This is a genomic window from Paracoccus maritimus (assembly GCF_025195095.1).
Lineage (GTDB): Bacteria > Pseudomonadota > Alphaproteobacteria > Rhodobacterales > Rhodobacteraceae > Paracoccus > Paracoccus maritimus.
This window is the reverse complement of the sequence record NZ_JANAVZ010000008.1, coordinates 107,114-120,861: the sequence shown is the minus strand read 5'-3', so window position 1 is coordinate 120,861 and position 13,748 is coordinate 107,114. Positions and strand designations below refer to the sequence as shown.

Sequence of the window (13,748 nt, the reverse complement as noted above, 5' to 3'; positions counted from 1 at the left end):
CGCGCATTTTAGTCAAAATCGGCGGGGCGCCGGTGCCGTGACCAGCGCCGTGCGGCGACATCCATCGCTGTCATATGTCTGCAGACTGCGCGCCGCCTGGATGATGGCCTGCACCTCATCGGAGGCCTGCCGCGCCCCGCGCAGCGACGCCTCGGCCAGGACCATCAGTTGGGACATCGCGTCCGTCAGAGCGGGCCGGTCCGCAGGCGGCAAGCCCTCGCGCTGCAAGGTCGCTGCAAGCTTTTCCAATGTCATCAGTGCCGTGACGGGATCGCCCGCGATGATCGCGGACTTCACAGATGCCAGATTTCGGGCGATCGAGGCCTTCATTGCGCGTCCCCCGCGATCATGTCGGCGAATCCCAGATCCAGCTTTTCCGACAGGATCGCGGCATATTCGCGCGTCAGGAAACTTTCGAATTGCTGTTCCGTCGCGCCGCCCGCGAACGCCCCCTCGGCCGCGCGTGGGCCACAATATTTCAACATCTCTTCCAGAAATACCTGTTCCAACCGGTCGGCTGGCGTCGGCGCCGATGTTGCGGGCGCCGCAAGGGAAACATGCTGAATTTGCATCCTGACTCTCCGAATTGTTCAGAATTTCGGAAATTAGGGCCTATCGGTAAATAATAGGTAAGGATTAGCCGCTACATATGCGTGAAATCGAAGGGCGCGGATATGGACAGTTCGGCATTCATGACATTCGGGGCGGTCGCGGCAGGCGAAGGCCGGTCGGCCTCGCCACAAGGCGCCTCGGCTGCCGCCGATCACGAGGGCGCGGACCCGTTCGACGCGGCATTGGGTGAGGTGTCGCCGTCCAACGCGCCCGCAGCCGACAAGGCGGCAGAAGCCGAGGACCGGGGCGACCCGCCCGATATCGCGACCGAGCCGGAAGCCGGAGGGGATCTGGCGGACGAAGAGGTTAAGACAAGCGCCCCCCCGGCATCGCCCGATGCCGTGGCGATGATTCTGGAAAGCTGGTCGGGCATCAGCGCGCAGCTTGAGGGTGGCCCTGCAGGCGATCCGCAGCCGACGCCCCAGCCGGAGATGCCGGGACAGACGATGGGCCTCATCGGCGGATCCTCGACGCCGGCGCTTGCTTCCGCCGGTGCCGGGCAACAGGCAAAGCCCGAGGCCGGGCCGCTGACCCAGGTCGAGGCCGGCCAGACAGCAGATCCGCAGGCCGAGGGTGACGCGAATCGCCCGCCATTGCCGACCGGCACCGGTGATGCGCCCATTCTGCGACCAGAACGCAGCGAGCAGCCGGGCACCGCCGCGATTCGGGCGGCGCCGCCCGCACCCCCGTTTTCAGACATGCCGCAGGTCGAGCCGCAAGCGGTACCTGCGACACCGGCCGGTCTGTCCGACATGCCTCGCGGCATCGCGGCGCAACCCGACTGGCGTCCCGCGCATCTGCATCCGCAGGCGGTGATCCGGCAGATCGCCGATGCCGTCGTGACCACGCGCGACGACCGGATCGAGATCGCCCTGTCCCCCGAAGAACTGGGGCGGGTGCGGTTGGTCGTGACCGGGTCAGAGCGTGCGCCGCATGTCACCGTCTGGGTCGAGAGGCCCGAGGTCATGGACCTGATTCGCCGCAACGCGGCGATGCTGCAGAACCATTTCGACGACGCCGGGCTGAACGGCGCGGCGCTGGAATTCCGCGAGGAAGGGCGCGGCCGGAAGGATCATCCGGACCGCAACGCCACGGATCTTCCCGACGCCGTCCCGGCGACCGAAATGAGCGGTCAGATCATCGCCCATGCCGTCCGGCTTGGGTCAGCCACGATGGCGGGCGACCGCCGTATCGATATCAGATTGTGAGAGGAACAGGGATGATTTCCGCACTTGGAAGTTCGACAGCGGCCGCTGCCGCGACCGCCACCACCACCACCGCCGCGACCGCCACCAGCAATGCGGATTTCGATACGTTCCTGAAGATGCTGACTGCGCAGTTGCAGAACCAGGATCCGCTGAACCCCATGGAGGGGACCGAATTCGCGGTGCAGCTTGCCACATTCTCGGGGGTCGAACAGCAGGCGCAGACCAACAAGCTGCTGAACCAGATGATCGCGCAGCTGGGTGGCGGCGGGCTGGGACAGATCGCGGACTGGATCGGCAAAGAGGCCCGGACCACGCAGCCGGTGTGGTTCGGCGACAAGGCGGTGACGCTGGATGTCCGGCCTGATGCGGCGGCCGACGCGGTGACGCTGGTCACGCTGACGGCCACGGGCCAGCAGGTGTCGCGCGAGGAAATCGGCCCTGGCGCGGGCCAGATCGACTGGTACGGTCGGGACGCCGCAGGCGAAAAGCTGCCCGACGGGCGCTATTCCTTCGTCATCGAAAGCAGCCGCAACGGCGAGGTGATCTCCGAGGATGCGGTCGGCGCCTATGCACGCATCGTCGAGGCCGAGACCGGGTCCGACGGCGTGCAGCTGATCTTCGAGGGCGGCAGTTCGGCACCCGCGTCCGACATCGCGGCGCTGCGCGATCCGGCCTGACGGCCCCTTTTTGGGCCCTATTGGCGGGGCGCTGTGACCGGCCTGTGATCGGGGCGGGTGGCGGGTCGCATCGCGTGGGTCGTCTTCAGATCGTGGGCAGGAAACTGCCGCGCAGCGCCTCGATCTCGGCATGGACGCGCGCGGTGGCCGGTGTCATCTCGCGATCCGCCTGCCGCAGCAGATACCAGCTGCGCTGGATCGGCAAGCCGATCGCCGACAGCGCCACAAGTCGGCCCGACCGCAATTCCTCGGTCACGGTATGCTGCGAGATCAGCGCGATCCCCAGCCCCGCCATCACCGCCTGCTTGATCGTCTCGTTCGTGCCCATTTCGACCGCGCGCCAGGGCGTGCCCTCGCCGATGCGGTCCAGAAAGCGGGTCATCAGGATGCGCGTGCCCGATCCCGATTCGCGGGACAGGAAGGTCTGGCCAAGAAGATCGCCCGAGGTGACCGGATCCTGCCCGGCCAGGGGGTGATCGGGGGCGGCGATGATGATGTGGGGATGAGGGCCGATCGGGTCGGCCAGCACCGCAGGCTCGCGCGGCGGGCGGCCCATGATCGCCAGATCCAGTTCGTTTCCCGCCAGCGCGGCAAGGATCGCGTCGCGGTTGCCGATCCGCAACGTGACCTCGATCATCGGCAGCAGCCGCAGCAGCCGCGCGACAAGCGCCGGTGCGAAATACTTGCCGGTCGAGACCACCCCCAGAACCACATTGCCGCTGAGACCCTGCCGCAGCGCGCCGATTTCGCGGCCCGCGCGCCCCAAGGCAACGCCGACCTGCGCCTCTGCCTGCAGCAGGGCGCGTCCCTCGGCCGTGGGACGGAACGCACCGTGTTCGGCACGCGCCAGAAGCGCGCACCCCGCCAGCCCCTCCAGCCCGCGCAGCTGGCTGTGGACGGCGGGCGGCGTCAGTCCAAGCGCCGCGGCCGCGGCGGTCAGGCTGCCGGTTTCAGCCACGGCGCGCAGGGCGCGCAGTTGCCGAAGTGTCAGGGCATCGAGACGCATCTTAGAATTTATCTAATTTGGCTTCCATCTTATTAAATTTTCCCGAAGCCGTGATCCTGTCAAGCTGCATCTCATGCCGAACTGACGCCTGAGGAGGGGCCGATGAGAGCGCCCAGCATCGACATCACGCATGTTCCCGCACCGCTGCGGCCCCTGATGCTGGCGATGGCGCGGGGCGCGGCGGAAATGGCCGGGGTCATCCGGCGCGGCGATCGTCGCATGGCGGCCGAGATGGGCGTCAACAGCAACGGCGACGGACAGAAGCGGCTGGATCTGGATGCCGACGCGCTGTTTCGCGACGCGCTGCGGCATGCGGGGCTGCGCTGGTATGCGAGCGAGGAGCTGTGCGACCCCGTTGCGATTCAGGACGATGGCGACTGGGCGCTGGCCATCGACCCCCTGGACGGGTCCAGCAATATCGACACCAACGTCTCGATCGGGACGATCTTTGCGGTCTATCCCGCCGGCACGGACGCAAATGCCAGCTTTCTGCGCCCGGCGCGCGAGCTGATCTGCGGCGGCTATGTCATTTACGGCCCCCGTTGCAGCATGGTCGTCAGCTTCGGCGACGGCACCCAGATCTATGCGCTGAACCCCGACACCGACTGTTTCGATCTGACCGAGGCGCGGCTGTCATTGCCCGATACCTCGTTCGAGTTCGCGATCAACGCCTCGAATTATCGTCATTGGCCGCGTCCCGTCCGGGCCTATATCGACGACTGCCTTGCCGGGACCGATGGCCCCCGCGACAAGAATTTCAACATGCGCTGGATCGGCAGCCTGGTGGCAGAGGCGCATCGCATCCTGATGCGCGGCGGGATCTTTCTTTATCCCGCCGATGACCGTCCGGGTTACGCCCGCGGACGGCTGCGGATGCTGTATGAATGCGCGCCCATCGCGTTCCTGATCGAACAGGCGGGCGGACGGGCGACGGACGGCGCGCTGCCGATCCTGGATGCCCGCGTCACCGCGCTGCACGGCCGCACGCCATTGGTGTTCGGCAGCGCCGACAAGGTCAACCGCGTCGCCGCCTATCACGACCTGCCCGAGGCCGAGGTGTCGGCGCTGTTCGGCAATCGCGGCCTGTTCCGCGCCTGAGGAAAGACATGAGCAAAACCCATCCGATCATATCTGTCACCGGCTCGTCCGGCGCGGGCACGACCACGGTGAAATCGACATTTGACCAGATTTTCCGCCGCGAGGGCATCAGCGCGGTCAGCATCGAGGGCGACGCCTTTCACCGCTTTGACCGGGCCGCGATGAAAGCCGAACTGGTGCAAAGGCTGGCCGACGGGGATGCGACCTTCAGCCATTTCAGCTTTGACGCGAACGAGCTGGAAAAGCTGGAGGACATCTTTCGCATCTATGGCCAGACCGGCCGGGGCGAGACGCGCCATTATGTCCATGACGATGACGAGGCCGCCAGATACGGCGCGCCGCCCGGCACGTTCACCGACTGGGCCCCGTTCGAGGATGGCAGCGACCTGCTGTTCTACGAGGGGCTGCACGGCGCGGTCGTCAACGACCGGGTGAACCTTGCCGCGCTGGCGGATCTGAAGATCGGCGTGGTGCCGGTGGTCAATCTGGAATGGATCCAGAAAATCCACCGCGACAAGGCCAGTCGCGGCTATACGACCGAGGCGGTGACCGATGTGATCCTGCGCAGGATGCACGCCTATGTGCACTGCATCTGCCCGCAATTCACCCAGACCGACATCAATTTCCAGCGCGTGCCGGTGGTCGATACCTCTAACCCGTTCATCGCGCGCTGGATCCCCACGGCGGACGAAAGCCTTGTGGTGATCCGTTTCAGGAACCCGCGGGGGATCGATTTCCCCTACCTGACCTCGATGATCCAGGGGTCGTGGATGAGCCGTGCGAATTCGATCGTCATACCAGGCCCAAAGCTGGACCTGGCGATGCAGCTGATCCTGACCCCGATGATCCTGCGGCTGGTCGGAGATTCGAAACGGGCCTGAGGACGCCGTCCCGGACTGGCCACAGGATCAGCGCCACCGGAAGGACCACCACCAGATCGCATGAGGCGGGGGCAACGTGACCCGGCCAGAATCGGCGCACGCGCCGCCTGAAGGGAGAGAGAGATGAACGAGATGTCGAACCAGACCGTCACAGACGCCAAGAAAAGATACTCGGCGGGCGTGATGAAATACGCCCAGATGGGCTATTGGGAACCCGATTACGAGCCCAAGGAAACAGACGTCATCGCGCTGTTCCGCATCACGCCGCAGGACGGGGTGGACGCGGTCGAGGCGGCGGCGGCGGTGGCCGGCGAAAGCAGCACCGCCACCTGGACCGTGGTCTGGACCGACCGGCTGACGGCCTGCGAGAAATATCGCGCCAAGGCCTATCGCGTGGATCCGGTCCCGGGCAGCGAGGGCGAGTTCTTTGCCTATATCGCCTATGACCTGGACCTGTTCGAAGGCGGCAGCATCGCCAACCTGACCGCGTCGATCATCGGCAATGTCTTCGGCTTCAAGCCGCTGAAGGCCCTGCGGCTGGAGGACATGCGCCTGCCCGTGGCGTATGTGAAGACCTTTCAAGGCCCGGCGACCGGCATCGTGGTCGAACGTGAACGCCTGAACTGCTATGGCCGTCCGCTGCTGGGGGCGACGGTCAAGCCCAAGCTGGGCCTGTCGGGGCGCAATTACGGCCGCGTCGTCTATGAGGCGCTGAAAGGCGGTCTGGATTTCACCAAGGATGACGAGAACATCAACAGCCAGCCCTTCATGCATTGGCGGGACCGGTTCCTGTATTGCATGGAGGCGGTGAACCGCGCGTCTGCTGCGACCGGAGAGGTCAAGGGCACCTACCTGAACGTCACCGCCGGCACCATGGAAGAGATGTATGCCCGCGCCGAGTTCGCGAAATCGCTGGGGTCGGTGATCGTGATGATCGACCTGGTGATCGGCTATACCGCGATCCAGTCGATGGCCAAATGGGCGCGCGACAACGACATGATCCTGCACCTGCACCGCGCGGGGCACAGCACCTATACCCGCCAGCGCAGCCACGGCGTCAGCTTTCGCGTGATCGCGAAATGGATGCGGCTGGCCGGCGTCGATCACCTGCATGCCGGCACCGTCGTGGGCAAGCTGGAAGGCGATCCGGCGACCACAAAGGGCTATTACGACATCTTCCGCGAGGAACGGAATCCCATGGCGCTGCAGAACGGGATCTTCTTTGACCAGGAATGGGCCAGCCTGAACAAGATGATGCCGGTCGCCTCGGGCGGCATTCATGCTGGCCAGATGCACCAGCTGCTGACCTATCTGGGCGAGGATGTGGTGTTGCAGTTCGGCGGCGGAACGATCGGCCATCCGCACGGCATCGAGGCGGGCGCGCAGGCGAACCGCGTCGCACTGGAGGCGATGGTTTTTGCCCGCAATGCCGGTCGCGACATCTGGAACGAGGGCGAGGATATCCTGCGCGATGCGGCCCGCAGCTGCACGCCGCTGAAGCAGGCGCTGGATGTCTGGAAGGACGTCAGCTTCGACTATGCCTCGACCGATGCGCCCGATTTCGCCCCCACCCCCGAAGTGTCCGCGTAAGGAGAAACGATATGAAACTGCGCCAGGGACAATTCAGCTTTCTGCCCGACCTGACCGACGACGACATCCGGGTTCAGGCCCAATACGCCATCGACAAGGGCTGGGCCGTGTCGGTCGAATACACGGACGACCCGCATCCCCGGAACACCTACTGGGAAATGTGGGGCCATCCGATGTTCGACAACCCGGATGCCGCCGCCGTGGTCTATGAGGTCAACGAATGCCGCAAGGAGCATGGCGGGAAATATATCCGGGTGATCGCCTTCGACGCCTCGCCCGGATGGGAATCGGTCAGGATGGGATTCATCGTCAACCGTCCCGCGACCGAGCCCGGCTTCCGCGTCGTGCGGCAGGAAGGCGAGGGCCGGATCATCCGCTACACCGTCGAAAGCTATGCGGTGCGCGAACCCGAAGGCGCCCGCTACGCCTGACGGCGTTCCGGGCGGTGCCCCCTTCGCCGCCCGGAACAGGTTCCGATTGCAAGAGGCCATGATGACCGACGACACCGATCCCGCCGCAACCGCCCCACCGACGCGCGTCGATCTGGCCGCCGCCTTCGAGGAAAGCGGCGTCCGCGACGTGCTGGAAGAACTGGACCGGACCCTGATCGGATTGAAGCCGGTCAAGGCGCGCATCCGTGAGACGGCCGCGCTGCTGCTGGTGGACAAGGCCCGCCGACAGATGGGATTGGCCACCGAAACGCCGACGCTGCACATGTCCTTCACCGGCAATCCGGGCACCGGCAAGACGACGGTGGCGCTGAAGATGGCCGACCTGCTGCACCGCCTGGGCTATGTCCGCAAGGGTCACCTGGTGACGGTGACGCGCGACGATCTGGTGGGCCAGTATATCGGCCATACCGCACCCAAGACCAAGGAGGTGCTGAAGAAGGCGATGGGCGGCGTGCTGTTCATCGACGAGGCCTATTACCTCTACCGACCCGAGAACGAACGCGACTACGGCCAGGAGGCCATCGAGATCCTGTTGCAGGTGATGGAGAACAACCGCGACGACCTGGTGGTGATCCTGGCGGGCTATGCGGACCGGATGGACAGGTTCTTTTCCTCGAATCCGGGGTTCCGGTCGCGCATCGCGCATCACATCGAGTTTCCGGATTACGACGACGCCGAACTGCTGCACATCGCCGAACGGATGCTGGATCAGCAGAACTATCGCCTTGATGACGACGCGCGGCGGACGATGGCCGAATACATCGCGGCGCGGCGCGGCCAGTCGCATTTCGCCAACGCCCGTTCGGTCCGCAACGCGCTGGACCGGGCGCGGCTGCGGCAGGCGAACCGGCTGTTCAACGAGGCGCGGGGGCCGCTTGATGCAGAGACCCTGTCCACGATCACCGAACCCGATCTGCGCGCCAGCCGGGTGTTTCGCGGCGGGCTTGACGGGACGCGCGCAAGCGGGCAGCAGGCAGCCAGGCAAGCCGAGGGAACACCGCCATGACATTCGACCGCAAGATCCGGATCGCGCCGTCGATCCTGTCCGCCGATTTCGCCGATTTCGGGCGCGAGATCCGCGCCATCGAAGCCGAGGGCGCCGACTGGGTGCATGTCGATGTGATGGACGGGCATTTCGTGCCGAACCTGACCTTCGGCCCGCCCGCCGTGAAGGCGTTCCGGCCGCATGTGACGACCTTCATGGACGTGCATCTGATGATCGCGCCGGTCGATGCCTATATCGAAGCCTATGCCGAGGCGGGCGCCGACATGATCACCGCCCATGTCGAGGCCGGACCCCATCCCCACCGCACGCTGCAGGCGATCCGCGCGACCGGCAAGAAGGCAGGCATCGCGCTGAACCCCGGCACGCCGCTGGAGGCGGTCGATTATCTGCTGGACCTGTGCGACATGGTACTGGTGATGACGGTCAATCCCGGTTTCGGCGGGCAGAAATTCATCCACAGCCAGATCGACAAGATCGCCCGCCTGCGCGGCATGATCGGCGACCGCCCGATCCATATCCAGGTCGATGGCGGCATCGACCCGAAGACCGCGCCGCTGGTCGCCAAGGCCGGCGCCGATGTGCTGGTGGCCGGATCGGCGGTCTTCCGGGGCGGCTCGGTCGATCGACAGCAGGTCTATGGCGAGAATATCCGGGCCATCCGTGCGGCGGCAACGCTGTAGGCGCTGGCTGTCCCGCCTTCGCGCCGGGCATGGTGTGAAAACCCGGGGCGCGCGAGGGGGGGGGCAGGCGGCCTGCGGGGCATCGAGCCCCTTGACCGCCGCGGGGCGATGCCCCGCATCCCCGGCGGCACCGGCGTCCTTGAAGATCGCCATTTGACATTCTGCCGCCTGCGCGCTTCCCTGCGCCCGGATCACAGGAGGACGCGATGGATCTGGGCATCAAGGGCAAGCGCGCACTGGTCTGCGCCGCCTCGAAGGGATTGGGACGGGGCTGCGCCGAGGCGCTGGCCGAAGCCGGGGTCGATCTGGTCATCAACAGCCGCACCGAGGACGAGATCATCCGCACCGCAGGCGAGATCGCGGACAGGCATGGCGTCAGTGTCACCCCCGTCGCCGCCGACATCACGACCGAGGATGGCCGCGCCCGCGTGCTGGACGCAGCCGGGCAGATCGACATTCTGGTAAACAACGCTGGTGGCCCGCCGCCGGGAACGTGGACCGACTGGAACCGCGACGATTTCATCAAGGCCATCGACGCCAACATGCTGACCGCCATCGCGTTGATGCAGGCGCTGGTGCCCGGCATGATGGATCGCGGCTGGGGCCGGGTCGTCAACATCACCTCGCAATCGGTCCGCTCGCCCATCGCGGTGCTGGGGCTGTCCAACACGGCGCGCGCCGGGCTGACCGGATTTGTCGCGGGCATGTCGCGGCAGGTCGCGGGGCACGGGGTCTGCGTGAACAACATCCTTCCGGGCATTCACGCGACCGACCGCGCCGACAGCCTGGACAAGGGCGTATCGCAGCAGCAGGGCATCAGCATGGACGAGGCCCGCGCGCAGCGTCAGGCCGGCATCCCCACCGGCACCTATGGCCAGCCCGAGGATTTCGGCGCGACCTGCGCGTTCCTGTGCAGCGAACATGCCAAATTCATCATCGGCCAGAACATCCTGCTGGACGGGGGCGCGCTGAACGTCACGATCTGATGGCGGTCCTGCGATATCTCAGCCATCCGCAGGTGCTGATCGATCCGGCCGTTCCCGTGCCGCGCTGGTCCCTGTCGGACCATGGCCGGTCGCGTATCATGGCGCTGACGGGCGCCGGATGGCTGGCGCACACCACGCGGATCGTCAGCAGCAGCGAGACCAAGGCCCGCGAGACCGCCGCGATTCTGGGCGCGGCAACCGGAATCCGGCCCGAGGCTGACCCGCAACTGGACGAGATCGACCGCAGCGCCACGGGCTATGTCCCACACGACCATCACGAGACGCTGGCCGACGCGTTCTTCGCCGCACCCGCGATCAGCGCAGACGGCTGGGAGAAGGCCATCGATGTCGCGTCACGCGGCATGGCGGCGCTGCATCGACATGTCGCGTCGCAGGGTCCGGGCGATCTGCTGCTGGTCGGGCACGGGGGAATCGGCACGCTGATCTGGTGTCATATCGCAGGTCTGGCGCCCTCCAGAGAACAGGACCAGCCATCGGGCGGAGGCGCCGTCTGGTCGGCGACCCTGCCCGGACTGAGCCCTCTGCATGGCTGGCGGCTGGCCGAGGCAGTTGCGGACCCGGACAGCCGCTGCTAGGCCAGCAAAAGCCCAACCGAAAGAATCAGCCAAGCCGTGACGATGCCGCCCCGATTGGAGGTCCAGAACCTGAACCGCGCCTTTGACGGTCAGCGCGTGGTCGCGGACGTGTCCTTCGGCGTCCCGGCCGGGCAGGTCGCGTGTCTGCTTGGCCCGTCGGGATGCGGCAAGTCCACCACGCTGCGGATGATCGCCGGCGTGGACATGCAGGACAGCGGGCGGATCTTTGTCGATGGCAAGCTGGTCTGCGACACCGTTTTCCGGCTTCCGCCCGAACGCCGCGCCATCGGGCTGATGTTTCAGGACTTCGCCTTGTTCCCGCATCTGCCGGTCAGCGAGAATGTCGCCTTCGGGCTGAAGGGCGGGCACGCGGCCAATCGCGCCCGGGTTGCCGAATTGCTGGACCGGGTGCGCATGACCAGCCATATCGACAGCTATCCGCACGAGTTGTCGGGCGGCGAACAGCAGCGGGTGGCGCTTGCGCGCGCGCTGGCACCACGGCCGCGCGTGCTGCTGATGGACGAGCCGTTCAGCGGGTTGGACGAACGGCTGCGCGACGGCATCCGCGACGAGACGCTGGCCCTGCTGAAGGAAGAGGGGACGGCCGTGCTGCTGGTCACGCACGAACCCCACGAGGCGATGCGGATGGCCGATCAGATCCTGCTGATGCGCGACGGGCGGATCGTTCAGCAGGGCGCCCCCTATAATCTGTACAACGCCCCGGCGGACCGGCAGGTGGCAGCCTTCTTCAGCGATATCAATGTTCTGACGGGCCGTGTCCGGGGTGCGCTGACGGCCACGCCGTTCGGGGATTTCCTGACCCCCGGCCTGCCCGACGGCACCCCGATCGACATCGTGATCCGTCCCCAGCACCTGAAGATCGACTTTGACCGCGGCGGAAAGGGCCCCGCGGCCACCCCCGAAGACGGCAGCGCCGCCCTGGCCCGCGTGGTGCGGGCGCGCTATCTGGGTCGCGAATCGCTGGTCGAGTTCAGGACCGAACAGGACGCGATCGCCCTGAACGCCACCCTGCCGGGGGTGTTCCTGCCGCCGGAAGGCACCAAGATGTGGCTGATGCTGCGGCGCGACCGGGTGTTTGTCTTTCCACGGGGCTAGCGCCCCCGTGACCCGCCCGTTCGCCTGTGCGGGACCCCGCGCGAACTGCGACAAAGGTCTTGCCTTGCCGCCGCGCGGCGGCTAGCTGTGAGGCAGGAATTCGGGAGAAGCTGGCCCCCGCGCCGGTGCCGACGGAGCAACCGCCCCGGTAAACTCTCAGGCAAAAAGACCGTTTTCCGGCAAGACTCTGGAGAGGGACCGTCAACAGGTCCGCCGAAGGGATAACGATCTCAGGCGCCCGGATCGGGCAAGGACAGAGGGGGCATCGTCACGCGGGCTGAAGATGCCTGCCCAACCGATGCCGGATCCCCGGCAAGACCACAGGGAGGCCAGATGGCCGAGGAATTGCGCCGGACCGGGCTTTACGATCTGCATGTCACCCATGGGGCGCGCATGGTCCCCTTTGCCGGTTGGGAAATGCCGGTCCAGTATGCGACCGGCGTGATGGCCGAACATCTGCACACCCGCGCCCATGCCGGGCTGTTCGATGTCGGCCATATGGGACAGGTTCTTGTCACGCCACGCGACGGCAGGCTGGAAACCGCGGCGCTGGCGCTGGAACGCCTGATCCCGGCCGATGTGCTGGGCCTGCCGCAGGGGCGGCAGCGCTATGGCCTGTTCACCAATCCCGACGGCGGGATTCTGGACGATCTGATGTTCGCAAATCGCGGCGACCATTACCTGCTGGTCGTCAATGCCGCCTGCGCCGATCAGGACATCGCGCATCTGAAGACACTGGACGAGGTCGTCGTGACACCGGTGACGGATCGCGGTCTGCTGGCACTTCAAGGACCGGACGCCGTGCAGGTTCTGGCGCGGATCGTCCCCGAGGCCGCCGCGATGCGTTTCATGGACAGCCGCATCCTGGACTGGCAGGGGACGGAGCTGTGGATCTCGCGGTCGGGCTATACCGGCGAGGACGGGTTCGAGATTTCGGTCCCCGACGTGCAGCTTGTGGCCTTCGCCAAGGCTCTGCTGGCCGAGGATACGGTCGCGCCGATCGGCCTGGGCGCGCGCGACAGCCTGCGCCTTGAGGCCGGCATGCCACTTTACGGCCATGACATGGATGCGGGCGTGACCCCGGCCGCCGCCGGGCTTGGCTGGGCGATCCAGAAGCTGCGCCGCCATGGCGGCGATCGCGCGGGCGGATTTCCCGGCGCAGAGATCGTGCTGGAGGAAATGGATCGTGGCGCGGCGCAAACCCGTCGTGGCCTGCGTCCCGAAGGCCGCGCCCCGATCCGCGAGGGGGTGCCGATCTTCGCCGATGCCGAGGGCGGAACACCGATCGGCGAGGTCAGTTCGGGCGGCTTCGGCCCCAGCGTCGGCGGCCCGGTGGCCATGGCTCGCATTCCCACCGACATTCCCGACGGCACGACCCTTTACGCCGAATTGCGCGGCAAGCGCCTGCCGGTCACCGTCACCCCCCTGCCCTTCATCACGCCGTCCTACAAACGCTGAGGAGCCTGACCCATGCTGAAATATACCGAAGACCACGAATGGCTGCGCGCCGAAGGCGACGAGATCGTCGTGGGCATCACCAGACATGCCAGCGAACAGCTGGGTGACGTGGTGTTCGTCGAACTGCCCGAAGAGGGACGCGAGGTCGAGGCCGGCGACGAGATCGTGGTGATCGAATCGGTCAAGGCGGCATCCGACATCTCGGCCCCGGTTGCGGGCGTGATCGTGGCGGTCAATGCCGATCTGGCCGACAATCCCGGCGCGGTGAACGAAGATCCGCTGACGGCGTGGTTCTTTCGGATCAAGCCCACAGAGGCGGGCGCGATCGACGGTTTCATGGACGAGGCCGCATATAACGACCTGATCGGGTGACAGGCGCACA

At 66.3% G+C, this 13,748-nt stretch carries 16 protein-coding genes and 1 riboswitch; of the genes, 13 read left to right on the top strand and 3 right to left on the bottom strand.

The features are described from left to right. Nucleotides 1-12: 12 nt before the first annotated feature. On the bottom strand, nt 13-330 hold the full coding sequence (locus MU516_RS14485; RefSeq protein ID WP_260277986.1) for a hypothetical protein: 318 nt from the start codon (nt 328-330) through the stop codon (nt 13-15). Next, complete coding sequence (locus MU516_RS14480; protein ID WP_260277985.1) at nt 327-572, bottom strand: rod-binding protein; 246 nt, start codon at nt 570-572, stop codon at nt 327-329. The genes MU516_RS14485 and MU516_RS14480 overlap by 4 nt, the downstream gene beginning before the upstream one ends. 102 nt (nt 573-674) lie before the next feature. On the opposite strand from MU516_RS14480, the gene fliK reads away from it, so the two are divergent. Next, entirely contained in the window at nt 675-1,820 is a 1,146-nt protein-coding gene (gene fliK / locus MU516_RS14475) for a flagellar hook-length control protein FliK (RefSeq protein ID WP_260277983.1), read from the top strand. A gap of 11 nt (nt 1,821-1,831) precedes the next feature. Beyond that, the gene (locus MU516_RS14470) at nt 1,832-2,497 is read left to right on the top strand and encodes a flagellar hook capping FlgD N-terminal domain-containing protein (RefSeq protein WP_260277982.1); all 666 of its coding nucleotides are present in this window, start codon (nt 1,832-1,834) and stop codon (nt 2,495-2,497) included. An 85-nt stretch (nt 2,498-2,582) separates the two neighbouring features. On the opposite strand, the gene cbbR is transcribed toward MU516_RS14470, so the two are convergent. Next, nucleotides 2,583-3,503 carry a LysR family regulator CbbR gene (gene cbbR, locus MU516_RS14465; protein WP_260277981.1) on the bottom strand — a complete coding sequence of 307 codons (921 nt, stop codon included), beginning with the start codon at nt 3,501-3,503 and terminating at the stop codon, nt 2,583-2,585. Nucleotides 3,504-3,605: 102 nt separating this feature from the next. On the opposite strand from cbbR, the gene MU516_RS14460 reads away from it, so the two are divergent. The 11 genes from MU516_RS14460 (at nt 3,606) to gcvH (ending at nt 13,738) form a co-directional block, all read left to right on the top strand. Continuing rightward, nucleotides 3,606-4,601: a class 1 fructose-bisphosphatase gene (locus MU516_RS14460; RefSeq protein WP_260277980.1), complete on the top strand. Its 996-nt coding sequence runs from the start codon at nt 3,606-3,608 to the stop codon at nt 4,599-4,601. 8 nt (nt 4,602-4,609) lie between these two features. After that, nucleotides 4,610-5,482 (top strand): phosphoribulokinase, encoded by an 873-nt coding sequence (locus MU516_RS14455; protein WP_209057139.1) that lies wholly within the window; start codon nt 4,610-4,612, stop codon nt 5,480-5,482. Nucleotides 5,483-5,605: 123 nt separating this feature from the next. Then, nucleotides 5,606-7,072 (top strand): form I ribulose bisphosphate carboxylase large subunit, encoded by a 1,467-nt coding sequence (locus tag MU516_RS14450; protein WP_260277979.1) that lies wholly within the window; start codon nt 5,606-5,608, stop codon nt 7,070-7,072. Between the two features lie 11 nt (nt 7,073-7,083). Beyond that, nucleotides 7,084-7,503 (top strand): ribulose bisphosphate carboxylase small subunit, encoded by a 420-nt coding sequence (locus MU516_RS14445; protein WP_260277978.1) that lies wholly within the window; start codon nt 7,084-7,086, stop codon nt 7,501-7,503. A gap of 61 nt (nt 7,504-7,564) precedes the next feature. Next, nucleotides 7,565-8,530, top strand: coding sequence for a CbbX protein (gene cbbX, locus MU516_RS14440; RefSeq protein WP_260277977.1), 966 nt, complete (start codon nt 7,565-7,567; stop codon nt 8,528-8,530). Continuing rightward, entirely contained in the window at nt 8,527-9,210 is a 684-nt protein-coding gene (rpe, locus tag MU516_RS14435) for a ribulose-phosphate 3-epimerase (protein ID WP_260277975.1), read from the top strand. The genes cbbX and rpe overlap by 4 nt, the downstream gene beginning before the upstream one ends. A 206-nt stretch (nt 9,211-9,416) precedes the next feature. Beyond that, nucleotides 9,417-10,196 (top strand): SDR family oxidoreductase, encoded by a 780-nt coding sequence (locus MU516_RS14430; protein ID WP_260277974.1) that lies wholly within the window; start codon nt 9,417-9,419, stop codon nt 10,194-10,196. Continuing rightward, nucleotides 10,196-10,792, top strand: coding sequence for a histidine phosphatase family protein (locus tag MU516_RS14425; protein ID WP_260277973.1), 597 nt, complete (start codon nt 10,196-10,198; stop codon nt 10,790-10,792). Before MU516_RS14430 ends, MU516_RS14425 begins: the two co-directional genes overlap by 1 nt. Before the next feature lie 42 nt (nt 10,793-10,834). Then, nucleotides 10,835-11,908, top strand: a complete 1,074-nt coding sequence (locus tag MU516_RS14420; RefSeq protein WP_260277972.1) for an ABC transporter ATP-binding protein — start codon at nt 10,835-10,837, stop codon at nt 11,906-11,908. Between the two features lie 91 nt (nt 11,909-11,999). Beyond that, nucleotides 12,000-12,090: riboswitch (glycine riboswitch) on the top strand. Nucleotides 12,091-12,241: 151 nt separating this feature from the next. Next, nucleotides 12,242-13,366 (top strand): glycine cleavage system aminomethyltransferase GcvT, encoded by a 1,125-nt coding sequence (gene gcvT / locus MU516_RS14415; RefSeq protein WP_260277971.1) that lies wholly within the window; start codon nt 12,242-12,244, stop codon nt 13,364-13,366. A 15-nt stretch (nt 13,367-13,381) separates the two neighbouring features. Continuing rightward, the gene (gene gcvH, locus MU516_RS14410; protein WP_260278063.1) at nt 13,382-13,738 is read left to right on the top strand and encodes a glycine cleavage system protein GcvH; all 357 of its coding nucleotides are present in this window, start codon (nt 13,382-13,384) and stop codon (nt 13,736-13,738) included. The last annotated feature ends 10 nt before the right edge of the window (nt 13,739-13,748 follow it).